The organism is Microlunatus panaciterrae (assembly GCF_016907535.1).
Classification (GTDB): Bacteria; Actinomycetota; Actinomycetes; order Propionibacteriales; family Propionibacteriaceae; genus Microlunatus; species Microlunatus panaciterrae.
The window spans coordinates 3,716,966-3,739,026 of record NZ_JAFBCF010000001.1 but is presented as its reverse complement, the minus strand read 5'-3'; the positions used below and the strand labels follow the sequence as shown (position 1 = coordinate 3,739,026).

21 protein-coding genes are annotated in these 22,061 nt (G+C 69.9%); all 21 read right to left on the bottom strand.

Translation table 11 applies throughout. The annotated features are described in order from the left end of the window. Nucleotides 1–6: 6 nt before the first annotated feature. The 21 genes from JOE57_RS17070 to JOE57_RS16970 all read right to left on the bottom strand — a co-directional run bounded on the left by JOE57_RS17070 (nt 7) and on the right by JOE57_RS16970 (nt 21,046). Nucleotides 7–741, bottom strand: coding sequence for a pseudouridine synthase (locus JOE57_RS17070; protein WP_204919791.1), 735 nt, complete (start codon nt 739–741; stop codon nt 7–9). Further along, the gene (gene scpB / locus JOE57_RS17065) at nt 738–1,448 is read right to left on the bottom strand and encodes an SMC-Scp complex subunit ScpB (protein WP_338041365.1); all 711 of its coding nucleotides are present in this window, start codon (nt 1,446–1,448) and stop codon (nt 738–740) included. Before scpB ends, JOE57_RS17070 begins: the two co-directional genes overlap by 4 nt. Beyond that, entirely contained in the window at nt 1,441–2,388 is a 948-nt protein-coding gene (locus JOE57_RS17060; RefSeq protein WP_204920547.1) for a segregation/condensation protein A, read from the bottom strand. Before JOE57_RS17060 ends, scpB begins: the two co-directional genes overlap by 8 nt. Nucleotides 2,389–2,390: 2 nt before the next feature. After that, nucleotides 2,391–2,834 (bottom strand): cobyrinic acid a,c-diamide synthase, encoded by a 444-nt coding sequence (locus tag JOE57_RS17055; protein WP_204919790.1) that lies wholly within the window; start codon nt 2,832–2,834, stop codon nt 2,391–2,393. Next, nucleotides 2,819–3,727, bottom strand: coding sequence for a ParA family protein (locus JOE57_RS17050; RefSeq protein ID WP_204920546.1), 909 nt, complete (start codon nt 3,725–3,727; stop codon nt 2,819–2,821). The genes JOE57_RS17055 and JOE57_RS17050 overlap by 16 nt, the downstream gene beginning before the upstream one ends. Before the next feature lie 402 nt (nt 3,728–4,129). Then, nucleotides 4,130–5,068, bottom strand: coding sequence for a site-specific tyrosine recombinase XerD (xerD, locus tag JOE57_RS17045; RefSeq protein ID WP_338041364.1), 939 nt, complete (start codon nt 5,066–5,068; stop codon nt 4,130–4,132). A 2-nt stretch (nt 5,069–5,070) separates the two neighbouring features. Next, the gene (gene ald / locus JOE57_RS17040) at nt 5,071–6,186 is read right to left on the bottom strand and encodes an alanine dehydrogenase (protein ID WP_204919789.1); all 1,116 of its coding nucleotides are present in this window, start codon (nt 6,184–6,186) and stop codon (nt 5,071–5,073) included. Nucleotides 6,187–6,971: 785 nt separating this feature from the next. Beyond that, a complete protein-coding gene (locus JOE57_RS17035) occupies nt 6,972–7,631 on the bottom strand; it encodes an NUDIX domain-containing protein (RefSeq protein WP_204919788.1) in 660 nt (219 codons plus the stop codon). Further along, a complete protein-coding gene (locus JOE57_RS17030; protein WP_204919787.1) occupies nt 7,631–9,298 on the bottom strand; it encodes a CTP synthase in 1,668 nt (555 codons plus the stop codon). Before JOE57_RS17030 ends, JOE57_RS17035 begins: the two co-directional genes overlap by 1 nt. A 57-nt stretch (nt 9,299–9,355) precedes the next feature. Further along, complete coding sequence (locus JOE57_RS17025) at nt 9,356–10,411, bottom strand: glycosyltransferase (protein ID WP_204919786.1); 1,056 nt, start codon at nt 10,409–10,411, stop codon at nt 9,356–9,358. Beyond that, a complete protein-coding gene (gene murJ / locus JOE57_RS17020; protein ID WP_204919785.1) occupies nt 10,408–12,036 on the bottom strand; it encodes a lipid II flippase MurJ in 1,629 nt (542 codons plus the stop codon). The genes JOE57_RS17025 and murJ overlap by 4 nt, the downstream gene beginning before the upstream one ends. Next, nucleotides 12,033–12,869: a hypothetical protein gene (locus tag JOE57_RS19260; protein WP_204919784.1), complete on the bottom strand. Its 837-nt coding sequence runs from the start codon at nt 12,867–12,869 to the stop codon at nt 12,033–12,035. Before JOE57_RS19260 ends, murJ begins: the two co-directional genes overlap by 4 nt. After that, complete coding sequence (locus JOE57_RS17010) at nt 12,866–13,804, bottom strand: copper transporter (protein ID WP_204919783.1); 939 nt, start codon at nt 13,802–13,804, stop codon at nt 12,866–12,868. The genes JOE57_RS19260 and JOE57_RS17010 overlap by 4 nt, the downstream gene beginning before the upstream one ends. After that, the gene (gene steA, locus JOE57_RS17005) at nt 13,801–14,979 is read right to left on the bottom strand and encodes a putative cytokinetic ring protein SteA (RefSeq protein WP_204919782.1); all 1,179 of its coding nucleotides are present in this window, start codon (nt 14,977–14,979) and stop codon (nt 13,801–13,803) included. The genes JOE57_RS17010 and steA overlap by 4 nt, the downstream gene beginning before the upstream one ends. A gap of 81 nt (nt 14,980–15,060) precedes the next feature. Further along, a complete protein-coding gene (gene recN, locus JOE57_RS17000) occupies nt 15,061–16,836 on the bottom strand; it encodes a DNA repair protein RecN (protein ID WP_204919781.1) in 1,776 nt (591 codons plus the stop codon). 4 nt (nt 16,837–16,840) lie between these two features. Further along, nucleotides 16,841–17,809, bottom strand: a complete 969-nt coding sequence (locus JOE57_RS16995) for an NAD kinase (protein ID WP_420827704.1) — start codon at nt 17,807–17,809, stop codon at nt 16,841–16,843. Next, nucleotides 17,784–18,656 (bottom strand): TlyA family RNA methyltransferase, encoded by an 873-nt coding sequence (locus JOE57_RS16990; RefSeq protein WP_204919779.1) that lies wholly within the window; start codon nt 18,654–18,656, stop codon nt 17,784–17,786. Before JOE57_RS16990 ends, JOE57_RS16995 begins: the two co-directional genes overlap by 26 nt. Continuing rightward, nucleotides 18,598–18,774 carry a hypothetical protein gene (locus tag JOE57_RS16985; protein WP_204919778.1) on the bottom strand — a complete coding sequence of 59 codons (177 nt, stop codon included), beginning with the start codon at nt 18,772–18,774 and terminating at the stop codon, nt 18,598–18,600. Before JOE57_RS16985 ends, JOE57_RS16990 begins: the two co-directional genes overlap by 59 nt. A 13-nt stretch (nt 18,775–18,787) precedes the next feature. Next, nucleotides 18,788–19,321, bottom strand: a complete 534-nt coding sequence (locus JOE57_RS16980) for a polyhydroxyalkanoate synthesis protein PhaF (RefSeq protein WP_204919775.1) — start codon at nt 19,319–19,321, stop codon at nt 18,788–18,790. Between the two features lie 46 nt (nt 19,322–19,367). Next, complete coding sequence (locus tag JOE57_RS16975; RefSeq protein ID WP_204920544.1) at nt 19,368–20,360, bottom strand: HAD-IIA family hydrolase; 993 nt, start codon at nt 20,358–20,360, stop codon at nt 19,368–19,370. A gap of 23 nt (nt 20,361–20,383) precedes the next feature. Further along, on the bottom strand, nt 20,384–21,046 hold the full coding sequence (locus JOE57_RS16970; protein WP_338041361.1) for a tetratricopeptide repeat protein: 663 nt from the start codon (nt 21,044–21,046) through the stop codon (nt 20,384–20,386). Nucleotides 21,047–22,061 lie beyond the last annotated feature (1,015 nt).

Sequence of the window (22,061 nt, the reverse complement as noted above, 5' to 3'; positions counted from 1 at the left end):
GTCCGACTAGTCGCTGATGAGATCCAGCAGGCCGCCGAGCTCGTCACGGGTCAGGTCGCGCAGGGTGCCGACCTTGAGGCTGCCCAACCGGACCGGCCCGATGCCGGTCCGCGACAACCGGCGCACCGGATGCCCGACCGCCTCGAGGGTGCGACGGACCAGCCGGTTGCGTCCCTCGTGCAAGGTGATCCGCACCAGCGTCCGGTCGCCGCTGGTGGAGACGATCTTGACCTGGTCGGGCTTGACCGGGCCGTCCTCGAGGGTGATCCCGGCCTTCAGCCGCTTCAGCGTCTGTGGCGACACCAGCCCGGTCACCTCGGCCAGGTAGGTCTTGGGCACCTCGTACGACGGGTGCGCCAGCTTGTGGGCGAAGTCGCCGTCGTTGGTCAAGATCAACAGGCCCTCGGTGTCGGTGTCCAGCCGGCCGACGTGGAACAGCCGCTCCTTGCGGGTCTGCAGGTATTCGGTCAACGTCGGTCGCCCCTCGGGGTCATCCATGGTGGACACCACCCCCCGCGGCTTGTTGAAGACGACGTAGACGTGGTGGCGCGGGGGCGGGATCCGTGATCCGTCGACGCGGACCACGTCACGCTCGGGGTCGATCCTCAGTCCCTGCTCGGTGACGATGCGGCCGTTCACCTCGACCCGGCCCTCGCTGATCATGATCTCGCTGGCTCGTCTGGAGGCGATGCCGGCCGCGGCCAGCACCTTCTGCAGTCGAACGCCTGTCTCTTGGCTCACTGGTCGTCTCCGGATCGGCTGGGCGTCGGGTCGTCGGGGTGGTCACTAGAAGTGGTGGCATGAGCAGCATCATCGGTGTCGGCCGGTTGTGGGACGGCCGCCAGCTGGCCCAGCTCCGCCTCCAGCTCCTCGACGTCGGGGAGGTGGGGGGCGAGCTCGGGCAGCTCGTCCAGCGACCGCATCCCCATCCGTTCGAGGAAATAGCTGGTGGTGCGGAAGACCATCGCGCCGGTCTCCTGGTCGGGGCCGGCCTCCTCGAGCAGTCCGCGGGAGAGCAGGGTGCGGATCACGCCGTCGACGTTGACCCCGCGTACGGCAGAGATGCGACCCCGTGAGATCGGCTGCTGGTAGGCGACCACGGCCAGCGTCTCCAGAGCCGCCTGCGACAGCCGGGACTGCTGTCCCTCCAGCACGGAGGCTGCCACGACGTCGGCGTGCTCGGCCCGGGTGTAGTAGCGCCAGCCCTCGCCCACCCTGCGCAGCTCGAAGCCCCGGCCGGTCTGGTCGTAGAACTGCACCAGCTCGGCCAGGCAGTCGGCGACGACACTGACCGGCACGTTGAGCGTCGTCGCCAGGCTGGTCTCGGTCACCGGCTCCTCGGCGAGCAGCAGCAGCGCCTCGACCGGTCCGCTGATGTCCGCCGCCGTCCGGGGGGCCGCCTGCTCGGCAGTCTCGTCGGAGGGGTCCAGCTCGTTGTCGTCAGCCACCGGCGTCCTCCTGGTTCGATGTCACGTCGTTCTCCTCCGAGGCAGGGCCGGTCGAGGTCGGGTGGGCGGAGTCCCCGCTGGCCGCGTCGGGACCGGGGGGCTTCGCCTGGGTGTCGTCGTCGCCGGGGCCGGCGGCGACGTCGAACTCGTCAGAGATCTGCAGGTCGCCGTCGTCGGCGCCGGTCCAGCGGATCGTCAGCTCGCCGAGCGGGGTGAGCTGCTCGAACGCGACCGCTCCTTCGCGGAACAGCTCGAGCAGGGACAGGAACCGGCAGACGGTGGTCACCCGGTCGGGCGAGTCGCCGGTCAGAGCCCGGAAGGTGAGTGCGCGGGCACGGCGAAGCCGGTCTACCACGATCTGTGCCTGCTCGCGAACCGAGACTGTCGGGGCGTGCAGGTGGGCCAGCGACACCACGTCCGCTTCCTTGGGCGTCATCGCCTTGACCGCAAGCGCAGCGAACCTGTCCAGGGTGATGGTGATGGTCACCTCGGGAAGCAGATGGGCGAACTGCGGCTCGAGTCCAACGGTCCGCGGGTACCGCCGCCCCTGCGACTCCAGCGTCCCGGCAAGGAAGGCGGCGATCTGCTTGAAGGCGCGGTACTGCAGCAGGCGGGCGAACAGTAGGTCACGCGCCTCCAGCAGGGCCAGGTCCTCCGGGTCGTCCACCTCGCCGGACGGGATCAGCCGGGCGGCTTTGAGGTCCAGCAGGGTGGCCGCGACCAGCACGAACTGGCTGGTCTGCTCGAGATCCCACTGCGGTCCGGCGGCCCTGATGTGGGCGATGAACTCATCGGTCACCCGGGAGAGCGCCACCTCGGTGATGTCCATCTTGTGCCGCGAGATCAGCTGCAGCAGCAGGTCGAAGGGGCCCTCGAAGTTCGCGAGGTGCACCTGGAACTTGCCACCGGACGAGTCGGGCTCGGTCGGCAGGGACGTCACGCTCACGACTGCGACAGCCTGCGGACCAGCTCGGAGTCGGAGCCCCGTTCGGCCAGCTCGGCGATCACGGCCGCGATCGCCTCCCGGACGATCCGGCCGCGATCCACCGCCATCCCGTGCTCGGCGCGCAGCGTCAGCCTGGCCTGCTCGAGTGCGAGCAGCTCGTCGCCGCTGACGTACACCGTGATCTTCTCGTCGTGCCGGACCCGGCCGGACCCTCGTCGCCCGGCACGGGAAACAGGCGCCGGCGACTCCGCCGGGGCTGCCGACGGAGCCGGTCGGGGCGGGGACTCCTCCGCTGGCCTGTGCTGCTGCGGCGGCGCCTTGGGCCTCTCGCCCCCGGTTCTGTCGTCGCCCGTCCGGTCGCTGCCAGTCTGGTCCCGATCGCTCGGGTGCGTGCTGCGGAAGAGCTCGGCCGCACCCGGCAGGCTCACTCGACGAGGCACCGTGCCAGCACCTCACGCGCCAGGGAACGGTAGGCCGCGGCGCCCGGCGAGCTGGTGGCGTAGGTGGTGATCGGCTCACCGGCCACCGTCGTCTCGGGGAACTTCACCGTACGCCGGATGACGGTGTGGAAGACGGTCTCGCCGAACGCCTGCACCACTCGTTCCAGCACCTCGCGGCTGTGCAGCGTGCGGGGGTCGTACATGGTCCCGAGGATGCCCAGGATCTCCAGCTGCGGGTTGAGCCGGTCCTGCACCTTGGAGATGGTGTCGGTCAGCAGCGCGATGCCGCGGAGGGCGAAGAACTCGCACTCCAGCGGCATGATCACCTTGTCGGCCGCCGTCAGCGCGTTCACCGTCAGCAGGCCGAGCGACGGGGCGCAGTCGATCAGGATGACGTCGTAGCGGTCCCTGATCCGCTCCAGCACCCGCAGCAGGGTCTGCTCACGGGCGACCTCGGAGACCAGCTGCACCTCGGCTGCGGACAGGTCGATGTTGCTCGGCAGAATGTCGAGCCCCTCGACGTTGGTCTCGGCGATGACGTCGTCGATATCGGTGTCCCGGCCGAGCAGCAGGTTGTAGATGCTCAGCTCCAGCGTGTGCGGGTTGACACCGAGACCCACCGACAGCGAACCCTGCGGGTCGAAGTCGACCAGCAGCACCTTGCGGCCGGTCTCCACCAGCGCAGCGCCAAGGTTGATGGTGGTGGTCGTCTTGCCGACGCCGCCCTTCTGGTTGCACATCGCCACGATCATCGCTGGACCATGCCCCGAGACCGGTGTCGGTTCGGGGATGTCCGGCCAGGGCCGCCCGGTCGGGCCGAGTTCCGGTCCGGTCGACCCGGCGGTCGCGGCAGGCGGCGACGCCGCAGAGCCGGCGTGGAAACCGGGGAACAGCCCGTCGGCCTCGTCGGCCTCCTCCTCGCCGCTACGGTCGACGGCGGGCTCGAGAACTGGCTCGTCCTGGTCCGGTTGCGGCTCGGTGGCAACCGGCGGGTTCGGCACCACGAACTGCTCGTGCACGGAGGCGTTCTCGCTCGGGTCGTAGAGCTCCTCCAGCGCCTCGGGGACGTCGCTGTGGGCGACCTCCGTGGACGGCCCGTTCTGAGCAGCCGTTGGATCGTCGTCGTGGTGGCCCTGATGGCCATTGGAGGTGGGGAATCCGTTGGTATGGGGCTGGTGCTGCGGCTGGTGCTCAGCATCCCCCGCCGGCCGGAAGGCCGTCTCGGTCGGCTCGTGGGATCTCTCCACGGGTTTTCCTCCTCGCATCACCATCTCGGTGAGTTGTTTCGGCTCACCCTAGTACGCACGTGGGTGAGAAGTGAGATAGACCTCGCGCAAATGGTCCACCGTGACCAGGGTGTAGATCTGCGTCGTGGTCACGGAGGCGTGGCCGAGTAGCTCCTGCACCACCCTGACATCGGCGCCGCCGTCCAGCAGATGGGTGGCAAACGAGTGTCGCAGGGTGTGCGGCGACACGGTGGCCTCGATGCCGGCCCGCTCAGCGACGCTCTTCAGCACGCTCCAGGCGCTCTGCCGTGAGAGCCGGCCGCCGCGGGCGTTCAGGAACAGCGCCGGCGTGCCGCGGCCGGCCGCGGCGAGGACCGGGCGAGCCCGGACGAGGTAGGCCTCCAGCGCCCGGCGGGCGTAGGAGCCCAGCGGCACGATCCGTTCCTTGCTCCCCTTGCCGAACAGCCGCAGCCCGACGTGGTCCTCGGCAGCGGCCGCGACCAACCGGGACACGTCGTCGACGTCCAGCTCGACCACCTCGGAGATGCGCGCTCCGGTCCCGTACAGCAGCTCGAGCAGGGCCAGGTCACGGGTACCGAGCGGGGTGTCAGTGCCGACCGCATTCAGCATCCGCTGGATCTGGTCGAGGCTGAGGGCCTTCGGCAGCCGCTGGCCGGGCTTGGGCGGCTGCACCGTCCGGGCAGGGTCGTCGGTCGCCAGCCCCTCCTCGACGGCGAACCGGTGCAGGCTGCGGACGGCGACGACGGCTCGCGCGATGCTGGTCCGAGCCAGCGCCGGTCGGTCCTCCCCCGGCTCGGCGAGACTCATCGCATAGTCGGAGATCAGATTGGGGGTGACCTGGTCGACGTCCTGGATGCCACGCTCGGCCACCCACTCGGCATATCTGTGCAGGTCGCGGCGATAGGCGCTGGAGGTGTGCCGGGACACCCCCCGCTCGACCGTCAGGTGGTCGAGGTAGGCGCCGATCAGGGTGGTCAGGGTGGTCACAGTCAGGACAGGATCTCACTCAGCCTGGTCTGCGGCAGGTCATGGGCCGTCGCCACCGGAGCGTAGGTGACCTGGCCGTCGTGGGTGTTCACGCCCATCGCCAGCGCCGGGTTGGCGCGGCAGGCCTGCTGCCAGCCGTGGTCGGCCAGGGCCAGGGCGTACGGGAGGGTGACATTGGTCAGGGCATGGGTGGAGGTGTTCGGCACCGCCCCGGGCATGTTGGCGACGCAGTAGAAGACCGACCCGTGCACGAGGAACGTCGGCTCGGCATGGGTGGTGGGCCGGGAGTCCTCGAAACAGCCACCCTGGTCGATGGCGACGTCGACCAGCACACTGCCGGGGCGCATCCGCCTCACCAGCTCGTTGCTGATCAGCATCGGCGCCCGGGCTCCGGGCACCAGCACCGAGCCGATCACCAGGTCGGCGTCCAGCACCGCCCGCTCGATCTCCAGGCTGGTAGAGGCGACGGTCTGCAGGTGGCCCTGATAGATCCGGTCCGCCTGTCGCAGCTTGTCGATGTTGGTGTCCAGCAGCAGCACCTCGGCCTGCATGCCGAGGGCGATTGCGGCCGCGTTCATGCCGGCCACGCCCGCCCCCAGCACGACCACCTTGGCCGCGTACACCCCGGAGACCCCACCCAGCAGTACGCCGCGACCGCCGCCCTGGCGCATCAGGTGGTAGGCACCGGCCTGCGGGGCGAGCCGGCCCGCCACTTCGCTCATCGGTGCCAGCAACGGCAGCGACCCGTCGCTCAGCTGCACCGTCTCGTAGGCGATCCCGGTGACGCGGCGGTCCAGCAGAGCCTTGGTGCACTCCCGGCTGGCCGCCAGGTGCAGGTAGGTGAACAGCACCTGCCCTGGGCGCATCCGCTCGTACTCGATCTCGATCGGCTCCTTCACCTTCAAGATCAACTCGGCATCGCCCCACACCGCTTCATGATCATCGACGATAGCTGCGCCGGCCGCGGCGTATTCCTCGTCGGAGATCGAGGAACCCACTCCGGCGCCGGACTGGACGATCACCCGATGCCCGGCACGGGTGAGCTCCTGCGCGCCCGACGGCGTGAGGGCGACCCGGTACTCGCTGTTCTTGACCTCGGTCGGCACTCCCACCAGCATCTGGACACCTCATCCGTCGTCCCGCAGCCATCAAGGCTCCACTGACGCGAGCATAGACCTGCCATGCCTTCCCAACCTGGCGTACGCCACGCGCTCTGACCCAACACGACGCGCCCTGATCTGAGGCTGTCGAAGAGCGAAGTGGTGCTGCCCTTCGACCGTGACGAGGTGTGAGTCTGCGGGTCGGCCGGCGTCACCTGCTGAACGAGGGCAGCACACAGAATGGCGCGTCATCGCTGGCCGCCGGTTCCCCTCATCGTGGGGCTTGCAGCGTCCCGCACTGACATGCCGATGCGTGTGTTCACCCCGTGCCCGGGTTGCCGCCCACCCTGAACGTGGTCGAAAACTCAACAGAACGCGACTTTTCCAGCCCCCAGACGCCGATCAGGTCGAAAACTCGACAGAACGCGACTTCTCCAGCCCCAGACGCCGATCCCGACCAAAAACTCAACAGAACGCGACCTTTCCAGCCCCCAGACGCCGATCAGGTCGAAAACTCGACAGAACGCGACTTCTCCAGCCCCAGACGCCGATCCCGACCAAAAACTCAACAGAACGCGACCTTTCCAGCCCCCAGACGCCGTTCAGGGTCGAAATCTCGACAGAACGCGACTTCTGGCACCTATATGGTCGGCCAAAGGTTCCCGTCCCTGGATCCAGCGCCAGCGGGCGACCACTTGACGCTGATGGAAGCGACGGGCTCAGAGCACCTCGGTGGTTCAGGCCCTCGCCCAGGCTCAGGCCGGGCCGTGAGAGCCCTTCGACACGCTCCGGCGGCCTATGCCTCAGGGCAGTGAACGGAGGAGGTCCTCGCGGGCGGGCCAGGGGGCGTCGGCGGGGCGGAGGGTGTCGAAGCCGCCTCGACTGCGCGCGACTGCCGCGGCCAGGATGCCCATCACCAGCACCGGATTGTGCAGGTCGCCGGCGAGCACGGCGTCAACGAGGTCGTCCAGGGACGCCCAGACCGTGTCCATGTGCGCCTCCTCGTGGTTCCGGCTGAAGTCCTCCGGAGCGTCGGCGGCGTGCAGGCCGCGGGCGAGGTAGATCCGCAGCGACTCGGCAGCCATCCCGGGGGAGGTGAAGATGTCCACCAGCACCCGCCAGTCGGTGGCGCCGAGGTCGACCTCCTCCGCCAGCTCCCGCCTGGCCCCGACGAGGTAGTCCTCACCGTCCACGTCCAGCAGCCCGGCCGGTGGCTCGATCAGCCGGTGCCGGACCGGGTGCCGGTACTGCCGGACCAATGCCACCCGGTCGTCCTCGTCCAGGGCGATCACCCCGACGGCACCCGGATGACGCAGATACTGCCGTCGCATCCGCTCGCCGTCCGGCGTCAGCACCGCATCCTCGATGTAGGTGGTGACCTGGCCCTCGGCCAGTACGTCGGTGGACTGGACCTGCCAGGCGGTCGCGGCGTCGACCAGGTCAGCCCGGCTCAGAATGATCATCAGCGCCGGTCCACGCCGGGCAGCCGGGCCGACAGCTTCCGCTCGAGCGCCGCCTCGACGAGCCCGACGAACAGCGGGTGCGGCCGGGTCGGGCGCGACTTGAGCTCCGGGTGGGCCTGGGTGGCGACGAAGAACGGGTGCACCTCGGTCGGCAGCTCGATGAACTCCACCAGGGTGGAGTCGGGCGACGTGCCGCTGATCACCAGCCCAGCCTCCTCGAGGCGTTCCCGATAGCTGTTGTTGACCTCGTAGCGGTGCCGGTGCCGCTCGCTGACCTGGGTCTGGCCGTACAGCTTGGCCACCACAGAGCCGGGCAGCAGGTCGGCCGGGTAGGCCCCCAGCCGCATCGAGCCACCCAGGTCGCCCTCGCCGGAGACGATCGCGACCTGCTCCGCCATGGTGGCGATCACCGGGTCAGCGGTGCTGGGAGTGAACTCCGACGAGTCCGCGTCGGGCAGCCCGGCCAGGTGCCGTGCGACGTCGATCACCATGCACTGCAGACCGAGGCAGAGTCCGAGAATGGGGATGTCGTTCTCCCGGGCATACCGCACCGCCTCGACCTTGCCCTCCACACCCCGGATGCCGAATCCTCCCGGGATGCAGATGCCGTCCACCTCGTGCAGCTCGTGCGCCGCGCCCTCCGGAGTCTCGCAGGCGTCCGACGGCACCCAGCGCACGTGGACCCGGGCGCGGTTGGCGAACCCGCCGGCGCGCAGGGCCTCGACGACCGACAGATAGGCGTCCGGCAGGTCGATGTACTTGCCGACCAGGGCGATGGTCACCTCCTCGTCCGGGTTGTGCACCCGGTCCAGCAGGTCGTTCCAGCGGGTCCAGTCGACGTCGCGGAACGGCAGGTCCAGCCGCCGCACCAGATAGGCGTCCAGTCCCTCGGTGTGCACCACCTTCGGGATGTCGTAGATGCTCGGCGCGTCGATGGCGGCCACCACCGCCTCCTCGTCGACATCGCACATCAGCGAGATCTTCCGCTTCACCGAGTCAGGAATCTCGCGGTCGGCGCGGCAGACCACCGCATCGGGCTGGATGCCGACCTGGCGCAGCGCCGCCACCGAGTGCTGCGTCGGCTTGGTCTTGAGCTCGCCGCTCGGACCGATGTACGGCACCAGTGAGACATGCAGGAAGAAGACGTTGCTCCGGCCGACGTCGTGGCGCACCTGGCGCGCCGCCTCCAGGAACGGCAGCGACTCGATGTCGCCGACGGTGCCGCCGATCTCGTGGATGACCACGTCGATGTCGGGCCCGCCCATGCCCAGCATCAGTTCCTTGATCTCGTTGGTGATGTGCGGGATGACCTGGACCGTGTCGCCCAGATAGTCACCGCGACGCTCCTTGGCGATCACCGACGAGTACACCTTGCCGGTCGTCACATTGGCGTGGGCGGCCAGGTTCACGTCCAGGAAGCGTTCGTAGTGGCCGATGTCGAGGTCGGTCTCGGCCCCGTCCTCGGTGACGAACACCTCGCCGTGCTGGAACGGGTTCATCGTGCCCGGGTCGACGTTGAGGTACGGATCCAGCTTCTGCATGGTGACTCTGAGTCCCCGGGCGATCAGCAGGGTGCCGAGGCTGGAGGCGGTCAACCCCTTGCCGAGCGAGGAGGCGACGCCTCCGGTGACGAAGACATGCTTGGTAGCTTTTGCAAGAGGTCCCACGGGATTCCAGCCTATAGGCCGCAGCCCGAACTTCCACCATCGGCCCTCTGGTGCACGTCAACGACCCGAGGTCGACCCGTCCAACACCTCGGCGTAGGCCGCCAGCACGTCGGCTGCCACGTCGTCCTCGTCCGGCCAGCCGGCTGCCCGAACCCGCCCGGCCGCTGCCAGCTGCGCCCGTCGGGCCGGATCGTCGGCGAGCTCCGCGACCGCCGCCGCCGCCTGGGCGGCGTCGTCGGGTCGGACCAGCACAGCGGCGTCGCCGACCAGCTCCTCGATGCCGCCGACCCGGGTGCTGACCAGGGGTACGCCGAACTGCAGCGCCTCCTGGGCCACCAGGGCGCGGGCCTCCCACCACGAGGTCAGCAGGGCCAGGTCCGCGGCTGTCAGCAGATCGGCGATATCGTCCCGTCGTCCCAACAGGGTCACCCTGCTGTGGTCGGCCGCGATCCGGCTGGCCAGGGAGTCGCGCAGCGGGCCGTCGCCGACGACCAGGAACCGAAGGTCCTGGCGGGAGCGCAGCCGCCGGGCGACGTCCAGCAGCAGGCCCAGGTTCTTCTGTGGCGCCAACCGGCTGACGGTGAGGACCAGCAGCTCTCCCGCTTCGAGCCCGAGGTCGGCCCGCAGCCGTGTCGGCTCCTTGACGGCCGGTGGCAGCAGTGGGGCCGCCACCGGGCCCAGCCGGGCCTGCCGGGCACCGAGGTCCAGCGCGGTCTCCACCAGGTCGCTGCTGGCGCCGAGGGTCAGGTCGGCTGCCCGCGCCGTCAGCCGCTGCAGGGCCCGGCCGAGCAGAGCGGACCGGCCGCGGCCGAGGATCGCGTTGTGCCAGGTGACCACCAGGGGTGGGCCACCGAGGCGCGTCGGCACTGCCGCCAGGGCGCCGGCCTTGTAGCCGTGGGCGTGGACCACGTCGGCCCGGCGCGCCAGTCGCAGGCCGCGGAGCGGCAACAGCCGGGCGCCCGTGTCGGCCAGCTCATGGGCACGCATGGTCTCCGTCGGACAGAAGATGCAGACCCGGTGTCCGGCGGCCACGAACCGCACGGCGAGGCTCGCCGCGTGCCGGCCGATGCCGCCGGTGCTGGCACTCAGCACCAGCGCGATGTCGAGCGTCACGTCTCTCCTCCCGCTCGGGCGACCCGGTCGGTCCGCAGCATCCGTACGATGCCGGGCAGCAGCCGGCGGTCGAGCAGGTGGACCACCGAGATGAACAGGGCGGCACAGCCCAGTGCGCAGCCGACGGCACCCAGCACCGCGGCCAAGCCGCCGGCGTCGGCCAACCCGCGGGACAGGAACCAGACACCGACCCCGGAGACCAGCGCCGCGGGCACCGCGACGGCCAAGGAACGCAGCAAGCCTGAGCTCGGGCCGTTCCTCGGCGCCGGCTCCGAGGCGCTGCCTGCCCTGATCAGCAGCAGCCAGCCCACCAGGCCGCCGGTGACCATCCCCACCGACATTGCGGCGCTGATGCCCGTCACCACCCACGCGCTCGGCAGCGTCAGGTGGACCAGCAACACGGCCAGTATCGTGGCGCCCCAGCCGGCCACGGTCGTCATCCCGGCCGATCGCGCCAGGTGCTGGGCCAGCAGCGTGCGGGACGCGAGCCCGAGCATTCCGAAGCCGAGCACGGCGGGGGCCGTGGCCATGATCGGGAACGCCAGCGCCCCGGTCCGGCCCGATCCGGGGCCGAGGACGAAGACGCGAGCCACCGGCACCGACGTCGCCACCAGCAGTGCCCCGCCCAGGCTGGCCAGGACGACGACGGCAGGGGCGACCCTCACCAGCACGGCCAGCACGGCGGGCGGTCCGGTCTCGGCAGCCGCACTGAGCCTGGGAAAGGCCAGCTGCAACATGGGAGCGACCAGCACAGCGAACGGCAGCAGATAGATGGCGTTGGCCCAGGTCGTCCGGGTCACCGCCCCGGGGTCCATCGTCTGCTTCGCCGTCCAGATGATCAGCAGCACGCAGACCTGCTGGGTGATGAGACCGGCCACACTGGCCAGCCCGATCCGGGTGATCACCTTCGTGTCGCCGGGCGCGAACCGCAGTCGGGGACGGATCATGATCCCCAGCCGCGCCAGCGGGACCAACGTCATCAGCGCAAGCACCGCAACCCCGGCGGTGGTCCCCCACCCCAGCACCGCAACAGCTGTCGGGCCCAGCCTTCGGAGATCATCCAGGGCCGCCGGGCCGGCCAGCTGGGCGAAGATCAGATAGCTGCTGATCACCACCACGCTGGAGGCGAGTGGCGCGGCGGCGGCAGCCAGGAAACGCTGGTGCGCCTGCAGGATGCCGGCGCTGACCACGGCCAGGCCGTAGAGCCAGATCTGCGGGACGAACACGGTCAACAGGCGCGCACCCAGGTCGACGCCACCACCGCAGCCGGCGGAGACGAAGGTCCGGGCGTAGAGATCGGCACCGAGGAAGGCCGCCAGGGCGGCTGGGGTCAGCACCAGCAGCGTCCAGGTGAGCAGGGCTGAGACGGTGGCTGCAGTGGCGTCGTTGCGGCGCGCCCCGACGTGCCGGGCGACCACCGGGATCACCACTCCGGCCAGCACACCGCCGGCCACCACCTCGAACAGCACGTTGGGCAGCTGGTTGGCGGCGTTGTACACGTCACCGAGGCAGGTGTCGCCGACGGTCTTGGAGAAGATCAGCCAGCGGCCGAACCCCACCACCCGGCTGGCCAGGGTCAGCGCCGCGACGCTGAGCACGACTGAGCCGAGACCTCCGGCCTTCACTCCCGTTCCTGCCGCCCAGCGGTCGGATGACGTCCCCAGTCGTCGAACCGCCGCAGCAACGGACTGCGGTCGATGACCGCAGTGAAGCTGACCTTCTCGCTGGCCAGATTCAGACCCACCACCCCGGCCAGCGTCAGCGCCCGGGCCCATCGGGGCAGCCGGGTGGCGGCCGCACTGCCGAGACCCGCACCGAGCGCGTTGGCGCCACAGTCTCCGAGCATGGACCGCGCTGCCAGATCGGTGGGCAGCGAGCCGAGCGCGGCACCCACGACGGGTGCCGACCCGGAGCCGGCCAGACCGGCGCCCAGCAGGGTCACCACCTTCGCTGCCCGGCCCGGTCGGAGGTCCAGCAGGTTGACCAGGTTGGCCGTACCGGCGATCAGGGCCGTGTTGAGCACGACATCGGTCGGGCTGGTGGACCGGAGGCTGCGGGCATGCAGCACACTGGACAGCAGAGCGCTGGCGCCCACGCCGACGATCTTGATCAGCCCGCTGGTGACGCGACCCTGCGCGAGGGCACCCAGATGGCCCCTGAACCCTTTGGCCTGAGCCGAACCGTGGAGATCATCGACAGCCCCGACGAGTCCTGATCCGGCCACCGCCACCATCCTCGGCAGCCGCGGATGATCATGGTCGAGCGCGAGCCCGGCCAGTGTCGCGAGCACGGCCGCCGGTCCCTCGAGCAGGGTCACCTGATCACCGGCGTGGTTGGTACGGTGCCAGCGCCGCGTCACCGACTGCACCGACGGGCTGGTCGCGACCCGATTCGCCAGCGCCGCTGTGGCCCCGGCCAGCAGGCCGGACGCGGCCGACCCAGCTGCCCCCACGTTCACTGCACCGGGATCTTGGGTGCGACGTCGTCACGGCTGGGCGCCGCCCCGTAGTGGCCCTGCCGACCCAGCAGCTGCTCCTTGGCCGCCAGCACCACAGTGGTCACGCCGCTGGGCAGGTCGGCGACGTCGACGGTGCTGAGCGCCTCGGTGGCGATGGCGTCAGCCCGGACGCTGGCCACGTCGGTCCCCTCCACATCCTCGCTGTTGGGTCCGGCCACCACCGCTGCCACGGCACCGGCGGTCTCACCCTTCAGAGCAACCTCGAGCTGGACGTGCGCCGCCAGCACCTCCGCCTCCGGCCGAGGATCCAGGGCCGGCGCGGTGACGACCACTACCACCCGTGCCCGCAGGTTGCCGTCGGTGTTGGTGGAGACCAGCTTGCCGTCGGCCAGCCCCTTGATGATGTCGTCGGCCACCGGGTCGCGGGTGAGTGGCTCATGGGCCAGCAGGGCACGGGCGATCAGTCGGCCGACCTTCGTGGCCGTCGTATCGTTCGGCTGGAACGTCACCCGGTCAGCGAACGCCTTCACGACCGCATCGGTGTCCGCGGCGCGGTCGGGGTCGAAGGTGTTGCTTCGCACCTCGGCTGTGGCTGTCACCACGCCACCGGCATCGGTGACTGCGGCAGAGACCGAGTTGACCACCGACCGAGGCGCTCCCGGCATGGTCACGATGGCGACCGTCTGGTCGCGCAGCAGCTGGTCGCTGATCGGCTTGGCCACCTTCTCGGCGTAGTCGTTCTGGTATTTCAGCAGGTCGTTCAGCCGAAGCACCTCGGCACGTTGGAGCTGCAGCTCCTTGCGGTCCTGCGCCGCCTGAGCCACGATCCCCTCGTTGATCCGGTCACCCAGGATGGTTGCGCCGACCACGATCCCGATCGCCAGGGCCATGAACACCGCCACCAGCGAGACGATGTGATAGCGAAAGTTGATCAAGAGAAGAGTCCTCGTATCCAGTAGACGATGTCGTTCCACCGACCGAGCAGCAGGTTACCCAGGGCTGACCCGTAGTCGGTGAAGGCCAGCGAGACGCCGAGCGCGAACAGGCCGGACAGCACCAGCAGCACCAGCTGCCAGGACTTCACATGGCTGCGATAGATCCTCGACACCCCCTTGGCGTCGACGAGCTTGGGCCCCACCCGCAGCCGGGTCAGGAAGGTGGAGGCCATCCCGGCCCGGCCCTTGTCCAGGAACTCGACCAGCGAGGCGTGGGTACCCACCGCCACCAGCAGCTCGGCACCGAAGGAGTCGGCCAGCAGCATCGCTGCATCCTCGCTGGTGCCGAGCGCGGGGAAGACCACCGCTTCGAGCCCGAGCTCCTGCAGGCGCTCGATCCCCGGCGCCCGGCCGTCGCGGTAGGCGTGCACGACCAGCTCGGCACCACACCTGAGCGTGGAGTCGGAGCAGGAGTCCATGTCACCGATGATCATGTCGGGCTTGAAGCCTGCCTCGATCAGTGCATCGGCACCACCGTCGACGCCCACCAGCAGAGGTTTGTACTCCGAGATGTACGGGCGGAGCGCGTCGAGATCGGATCGGTAGTCGTAGCCGCGGACGACGATCAACACGTGCCGCCCTTCGAACTGGGTGCGCACCTCCGGTACACCGACGCCCTCCAGCAGAAGCTCCTTCTCCTCCCGCAGGTATTCCATCGTGTTTTCGGCGAAGGCGTCGATCTGGTCCGAGAGCCCGGCGCGCGCGTCCTCCATCAACTGTTCGAGCAGGTCGACGGTCATCAGTGTGCCCTCGGCCAGCACCTCGCCGTCGGTATTGAGCAGATTGCCCCCGTCCAGGCGGATCCGGTCGTTCTCGTGCAGGGTCTCGAAGATCTGTGGCCCGACGTTGTCGATCAGGACGATCCCGGCGTTCAGCAGGATGCCGGGACCCAGGTTGGGATAACGGCCGGACACCGACGGTACGGCGTTGACGACGACGCTCACGTGAGCCTCGACCAGCGCCTCGGCGCTGACCCGGTCCAGGTCGCTGTGATGGATCACGGCGATCTCACCCGGGTTCAGCCGCTTCGTCAGGTTCTTGGTACGTCGATCCAGCCGAACCACACCGCCGATCTCGGTAGGTTCGCTGCGCCGGCGTAACACTGGGAGTCTCATCGTGGTCAATCCTCCCACGGGCCCTCGCTGGGGCGGGCCATCGACAGCCCACACCGCCCTGTCCCGACGGGTGTTCTGGGGTCAGGCCCGCGTCGTCGTCGTCAGCCGCTGCGCGGTCTGCTGCTTCATGCTCGGGGTCTTCTCGGATCGGGTCGACCGCCGGTGGCTCTCGGCCACCTGGACCAGTTCCTCCGCGTGGGCCAGAGCGTGGGACGTCGTCTCCAGCCCGGCCATCATCCGGGCCAGCTCCTCGGCCCGGTCGGCATCCTGCACCTCGGCCACGCCGCTGGTGGTGACCTGGCCGTCGTCGGCCTTGACCACGACGAAGTGCCGGTCGGCGAAGGCAGCGACCTGCGCGAGGTGGGTGACGACGATGACCTGGGCCCGGCGCGCCAGGGTGGCGAGCCTCTTGCCGATCTCGACCGCCACCTTGCCGCCGACGCCCGCGTCGACCTCGTCGAAGACGAAGGTGCCGCCGACGGAGTCTCCGGCGAGGATCACCTCGAGGGCCAGCCTGACCCGCGACAGCTCTCCGCCGGAGGCGACCTTGGCCAGGCTGCGTGGCTCGGACCCCGGGTTCGCACTGAACAGAAGCTCGATCACATCAGCCCCATGCGGGCCCAGCTCGGCCGCCCGGGTGATGTCGAACAGCAGCCGGGCGTGCGGCATCGCCAACGCCGACAGCTCGCTCTTGACCGCCTCCCCGAGGTCGGCGGCCCCCTTGACCCTCTGATCGGTGATCCGCCCGGCCAGCTCGTTGAGCTGACCGTCGAGCAGCTTCACCCGGTCCTGCAGCTCGACGATGCGCGCGTCGCTGGACTCCAGCCCGGCCATCCGCTGTGCCGACGTCCGAGCCCACTCGAGCACCTCATCGCAGCTGTCGCCGTACTTGCGGGTCAGCGTGGCCAGCACCGAGCGTCGTTCCGCGATCTGCTCGAGCCGTCCGGGCTCGGCTTCCAGGGTCTCCAGATAGCGCGCGACGTCACTGGTCAGATCGGCCAGCAGATAGCCCAGCTCGGCGGACCGGGTGGCCAGCTCACCGGCCTGCACATCCTGCTCGGCAGCCTCCTCGACCGCCTTTCGCGCGACGGCTAGCGAGCCGAGCGCCCCCAGGGCGGTCGCACCGGAGGCGTCGGAGTCGTCACCGGCCAGTGCCATCATCGCCAGCTGGGCGGCGTTGCGGAGGTCGTCCATCGACTGCAGCCGGTGGGCCTCGGCGGCCAGCGCCACATCCTCGCCCGGCTGGGGCGCAACGCGCTCGATCTCGTCCAGCCCGAACTGGATCAGGTCGACCTCGCGGGCCCTGGTCTGCGCATCGGAACGGAGCTGCTCCAGCTCGGCGACCAGCGCACGCCGCTCCACGTAGAGCTGGCGGTACTCGGTCAGGAGCGACAGCAGCGGTGCTCCCACGAACCTGTCCAGGATGCTGCGCTGCCTCTCCTCGCGGCCGAGCGCGATCTGCTCGGACTGCCCGTACACCGTCACCAGATCGGAGGCGATGTCCGCGCAGACGGCGGCGGGCACCTGGGCGCCACCGACCCAGGCCCGGGAACGGCCGGCGGCCGTGATCTGCCTGGCGATCAGCAGCTCACCGTCCTCGACCTGGCCGCCGGCGTCCTCGATCCGCCCCTGCAGCACCGGGTCGGTCAGCATGAAGAGCCCTTCGACCCGGGCGCGCTCCGCTCCACTGCGGACGGACCGAGGGTCGGCCCGTTCACCCAGCAGCAGGCCGATGCCGGACACGATCATGGTCTTGCCGGCACCGGTCTCCCCGGTGACGACCGTCAGCCCCGGATCCAGCGTGAGTATCGCGTCGTCGATCACGCCGAGGTCGGCAATCCGCAGCTCCGAGATCATCGGGTCACTCCGACGCGTGCCGCTGCTCGGCCGCACCACGCCAGCCCTCCGACCGGAGGCCGAACTTGTTGACCAGCCGGTCAGTGAATGGTGCTCTGGACAACCGGGCCAACCGCAGTCGCCGGGCCCCCTGCGTGACAGCGACCTCCATGCCTCCGCGCAGGGTGGTGTAGCGGCGCCCGTCGCACCAGACCACACCCTCGGTCTGGGCCGAGTCGACCAACTCGATCAGCACCCGGGAGTACGGGCTGAGCACCAGCGGCCGGGCGAACAGGGCGTGCGCACTGAGCGGAACGAGCAGCAACGCCTCGACATCGGGCCAGATCACCGGCCCGCCGGCGGAGAAGGCGTAGGCGGTGGATCCGGTCGGGGTGGACACCAGCACCCCGTCGCAGCTCCACCGGGACAACGGTCGGCCGTCGATGTCGACGACGATCTCCAGCATCCGCTCGCGGGCGGCCTTCTCGATCGAGACCTCGTTGACGGCGAACGACGACCAGACCACGTCGTTGTTCTCGTCGCAGATGTTGACGTCGATGGTGAAGCGCTCCTCCACCGTGTACGACCGGTCGATCACATGGTCGACGATGCTGTCGATCTCCGACGACTCAGCCTCCGCCAGGAACCCGACATGGCCGAGGTTGACGCCCAGCAGCGCGACCTCGGTGTCGATCACCCAGTCTGCCGCCCTCAGGATGGTGCCGTCTCCCCCGAGTACGACCACCAGCTCGCACCCGTCGACGTGGTGTCCGCCCACGCCGTTGGGCATCAGCGGCACCACCCGGGCGTCGCCGATCTGGCTCTGCATGATCTCGAGATCCTCGGCCGGCATCGCCGACTCGATCCCGGCGGCGCTCAGCCCGGACACCAGCCTGGCGGCTGCCTTCACCGCCTCCGGCCGACCGGTGTGGGTCAGCACGGCCACGCAGCGCCCCGGCCGCGTCTGCTCAGGTTGTCCGGTCACCTGCCACAGCATAGGCGGCTCCGGTGACCGATCCGATGTCGACGCGACATCGCGGCTCGGCACGCCGGAACAACACGAAGAACTCGACGTTGCCGGCCGGGCCGGGCAGCCGGCTGCGGACCACCGCCTGCGGATGCCAGCCGACCTCCTCGGCTGCGGCGACCACCTGAGCCACGGCGTCGCGGTGGAGCTGCTCGGAGCGCACCACACCACCCTTGCCGAGCCGGTCGCGGCCCACCTCGAACTGTGGCTTGACCATCAGCAGCAGTGACCCCGCGGGTGAGAGCACCGAGGTGAGCGGACGTACCAGCAACGTCAGGGAGATGAACGAGACGTCGGCCACCACCAGGTCCACCTGTCGATGGTCGACATGATGCAGCGTCAGGTCGCGCAGGTTGGTACGCTCCCAGACCACGACCCGAGAGTCGCCCCTGATCCGGTCGTCCAGCTGACCGTGCCCGACGTCGACGGCGACGACCTCGTCGCAGCCCCGCTCCAGCAGCACCTGGGTGAATCCGCCGGTCGAGGCTCCGGCGTCGAGCGCCCGGCCGCACACCCTCAGCTCCAGGTCGTCCAGTGCGCCCAGCAGCTTCAGGGCTGCCCGCGACACATAGCCGCGGGACGAAGCGTCGTCATCGCTGACCTCCAGCCGGTCCTCCGCCCGGACCGGCTCGGCGACCCGGCGAGCCGGTCGCCCGTTGATGCTGACCTGGCCGGAGATGATCATGCTCCGGGCCTGGTTGCGCGACCTGGCCAGGTCGCGGTCGAGCAGCGCCCGGTCCAGGCGGGTGGTGCCGTCAGCGGTCGGGATGGAGGGCTCCGTGCAGCACCTCGTGGACGTGTGCCAGCCGGGCATGGTGGTTCGCTACGGGCTCACCGTCCAGGTCCTGGAGGGAGCTGAGCGCCTCGTCGATGGTCGGGTCGCCGGTGCGCGCGGGCGGCTCTTGCTGCGGTTCGTGCTCTGCCGTGGTCATCGCTCAGTCCCTGTCAGCCCTGCTCGGCGGCGACGGTCGCCTTCTTGGCCGCCGCCTTCCTGGCCGGAGCCTTCTTGGCAGCGGACTGCTTGGCGGGAGCCTTCTTTGCGGGTGCCGCCTTCTTGGCCGCCGCCTTCTTGGCCGGTGCAGCCTTCTTGGCCGGTGCAGCCTTCTTGGCCGTCGTTCTCGTCGGCGATGCGGCCTGTCGAGCGGCTGCTGCCTGCCCTGCCTGGTGGGCCAGTGCCAACCTCAGCTCGGCGACCTCGGCCCGGACGTCGTCCAACTGTTCGGCTCGGACAAACCCCCATTTGGCGGCCGCTTTGTCGATCTCCGATCCGACCAGCTTTTCGAGCAGCTCACGGTTCGACCTGCTGGCAGTGATGATCTCCTCGGCCAGCTTGCTGACCCGCTCACCGGCATCGCTGGCGACATCGTCCAGTCCGGACTGCGCCAGCGCCGCCTTGGCCGTTGCGAGTGCCTTGGATCGGGTCGCCTTGGTGACGCCGCTGATCATGTTGATGTAGTTCTGCCACGCCTCGACGGCCATGTCCTAGCCTTCCTCTACTGGGGTCTCCGGATGCAGTGCACCGCCCTCACCGTAACGCCTCCAGCACCTTCAGCGAAGGCTCCGGATCGAGATCATGACCGGAATCCCGGGCCCGCCAGGCCAGCTGGGCCAGCGCCCACAGCGCGTCCACCGACTGGGCTCGGTCGGTGGGCGGCTCGGTGATCACCAGCCGCCCGTCGTCGACGGTGACCTCCATCATCCCGCAGCGGGCACGGTTGTCAGCCAACTCGACCGATCGCGCCGGCTGCCCGAGGGCCGACAGGTCGGCACCGATGTGGGTTGGCCTGGAACGAGCGTCCGCCGCCAGCAGGTCGACCGGACCGTGGGCACCGCTCAGTACCCAGAGGCTGTCCAGCCCGGCCTCGGTAGCGCCGGAGATGTCGGTGTCCATCCGGTCACCGACGAAGATCGGCCGCCGGCAACCGAGCCGCCGCACCACCTCGTCGATCAACGGACGGAAGGGCTTGCCGACGACCTCGGGCTCGACGGCCACCGCTGTCCGTACGGCATCCACTGCAGCACCATTGCCGGGGACGATGCCCCGGTCGGTCGGTCGGGTGGCATCGGTGTTCGTCGCCAGCCAGTGGGCGCCGCGCTGGATGGCGATGGCCGCCTCATTCAACTGGTTCCAGGTGAGGTCGGGCGACCAGCCCTGCATCACGGCGACCGGGTCGTCGTCGGCGGTGGCCACCGGCACCAGGCCCTCCTCCTCGAGGGCCGCGACGACGCCCTCGCCGCCAACCACCAGCACCTTGGCGCCGCAACCGAACCGCTGCGCCAGCGCGTGGGCGCCGGCCTGGGATGAGGTGACGACGTCGTCGTCGTCCAGCTCGATGCCCAGCTCACGCAGATGCCCGGCCACCGCCTCAGGAGTTCTGGCAGCGTTGTTGGTGACGTAGCCGAGCCGGGCTCCGCGACCCCGCAGCTCAGCTATCCCCTCAACGGCACCAGGGACGGCGACCGGTCCGAGGTAGACGACACCATCGAGGTCGAAGAGGGCTGCGTCGTAGCCGCCCATCAGGACGCCGTCGAAAGCCGCGGTCACGACGGCTGGTCCATTGCATCCGTCTCTGAGCTCTCAGTCGGCTCCGCCAGCTCGTCCTCCGACTCGTCGAAGTCGATCTGCAGCCCGTCGAGTGCGTCCAGCCGGGACTGAGCGTCGGTCTCGCCCTCCGGGTCGAGCTGAGCCGCAGCAGAGAACCATGACCGCGCCTCGGACTCGCGGCCCTGCTCGAGCAGCTGGTCGGCGAAGGCGTACCGCAGACGCGCGCGTGAGGATCGCAGCCCCGGGTTGCGGTCGCTGTACCTCTCGATGGCCGACTTCAGTACGCGGAGGGCCTCCGCCTGCTGCCCAAGATCGCTTCGGGCTCCAGCCTCGACCATCACCATTTCGATCTGCTGAGCCGGGTCCAGGCCGAACTGTCGAGAGTCCTTGGCCAGTTTGAGGGCGGCGTCCGGGCGGCCGAGGGCACGCTCGCAGTCAGCCATCACCGGCAGATAGTCGTGGGTGCCCGTCATCCGTCGCAGCGCCCGGAACTCGCTCAGGGCGACGTCGAAGTGGCCCGCGGCATAGGCGGTCTCGGCGGCCGCCTCCCGGACGATGGGCAGCCGGGCTGCCCGGCGACGGGCCGCGTCGGCATGGGCGTACGCGAGCTCCGGATCCTCGTCGATGAGACGGCCGGCGACCACGAGATGGGCGGCCACGATCTCGGCGAGGTCTTTGGGCAGCCCGCGCAGCTCCGCGCGAACCGACCGGTGCAGCTCACGGGTGTCGACATCCTCCGGGACGGGTGGCTCGCCGGGTTTGGCGGCGAGGCCGGGTCGGGGCGGTTCGCGGTCCTCTCGGCGCTGGCTTCTGCGCTCGTCGCCGGCGCGGTCATCCCACGGGCGCGTCCGGTCCGGAGTGTCGCCGCCACTGCGGCCGCGCCCACGGGTCCGGTCGGCGCCGCTACGAGTCCGGTCGGCCCCGCCACGAGGCCGCTCATCGCGACTGCGTTCGTCGCGGCTGCCGCTGCTCGGGCGACTGTCCCGGCTCCCGCCGCTCGGGCGACTGTCCCGGCTCCCGCCGCTCGGGCGACTGTCCCGACCGCCGCTGCTCGGCCGGCTGTCCCGGCTCCCGCTGCTCGGGCGACTGTCCCGACCACCCGCACTGCTCGGACGACTGTCGCGACCACCCGCACTGCTCGGGCGACTGTCCCGGCTCCCGCTGCTCGGGCGACTGTCCCGACCACCCGCACTGCTCGGACGACTGTCGCGACCACCCGCACTGCTCGGACGACTGTCCCGACCACCGCTGCTCGGCCGGCTGTCCCGGCTCCCGCCGCTTGGACGACTGTCGCGACCACCCGCACTGCTTGGGCGACTGTCGCGGCTGCCTCCGCCGTCCCGACGTGGACCGCGTCTGTCGTCGTCTCGGCCACCGCCACCGCGTCGCTCCCGCGGGCCGTCGTTCCCATCCGGTCTTCTGTTGTCAGCCACCTGACAATCCTCGCGGCAAACCGCGCCCACACCAAACCCTTGAGTCCCCATCCGTGTCGTTACTCAGCCTTCGAAGATGATTCCGGCGCTCTGGACGGGTCGGCAGCCACCCAGCGCGAGACATCCAGCGCCAAGATGATGCATCCGGAGCAGCGATCAACCGCCCCCGCCCGCTCGGAAACACGGGCACTCTGAGACACGGGCACGCTGAGACACGGGCACGCTGAGACACGGCCACTCT

Coding starts and splice junctions, on each gene's coding strand:
- JOE57_RS16990 (WP_204919779.1), bottom strand. CDS start 18,656: ATGCCCGGCTGGCACACGTCCACGAGGTGCTGCACGGAGCCCTCCATC.
- JOE57_RS16980 (WP_204919775.1), bottom strand. CDS start 19,321: ATGGCCGTCGAGGCGTGGCAGAACTACATCAACATGATCAGCGGCGTC.
- JOE57_RS17035 (WP_204919788.1), bottom strand. CDS start 7,631: ATGATCATTCTGAGCCGGGCTGACCTGGTCGACGCCGCGACCGCCTGG.
- JOE57_RS16975 (WP_204920544.1), bottom strand. CDS start 20,360: ATGGGCGGCTACGACGCAGCCCTCTTCGACCTCGATGGTGTCGTCTAC.
- recN (WP_204919781.1), bottom strand. CDS start 16,836: ATGATCTCGGAGCTGCGGATTGCCGACCTCGGCGTGATCGACGACGCG.
- JOE57_RS16985 (WP_204919778.1), bottom strand. CDS start 18,774: ATGACCACGGCAGAGCACGAACCGCAGCAAGAGCCGCCCGCGCGCACC.
- steA (WP_204919782.1), bottom strand. CDS start 14,979: ATGAGACTCCCAGTGTTACGCCGGCGCAGCGAACCTACCGAGATCGGC.
- ald (WP_204919789.1), bottom strand. CDS start 6,186: ATGCTGGTGGGAGTGCCGACCGAGGTCAAGAACAGCGAGTACCGGGTC.